This is a genomic window from Frankia sp. Mgl5 (assembly GCF_023242985.1).
Lineage (GTDB): Bacteria > Actinomycetota > Actinomycetes > Frankiales > Frankiaceae > Parafrankia > Parafrankia soli.
Genome location: NZ_JALKFY010000029.1, coordinates 1 through 308 on the forward strand (window position 1 = coordinate 1; position 308 = coordinate 308).

Here is a 308-nt window from a genome sequence, read left to right on the forward strand (position 1 = left end):
TGTTAAAAGACGGAAAGCTGCCTCGTCCGGGACGCGCGCTTGCCTCCGATGCAATCGCGGGTATGACAGGCGCAATCCTGGGTACTTCCACCACCACGAGCTATGTGGAATCTACTGCTGGTGTCGCTGCGGGGGGGCGAAGCGGATTTGCCTCGGTTGTTACCGGCGTGTTTTTCCTGCTTGCCTTGTTTATCTCACCGTTGCTTGCTGTGGTTACCTCTGCGGTTACCGCGCCGGCACTCGTCATCGTTGGTGTGCTGATGGCTTCTCACATGGCAAAAATCGCATGGGACTCGATGGAAGAGGCT

Annotated in this window: 1 protein-coding gene; it reads left to right on the forward strand. The window is 57.1% G+C overall.

Going from position 1 to position 308, the window contains the following annotated elements:
- Positions 1-308, forward strand: a 308-nt coding sequence (locus tag MXD62_RS08215; RefSeq protein WP_285223990.1) for a solute carrier family 23 protein, incomplete at both ends; no start/stop codon positions are given.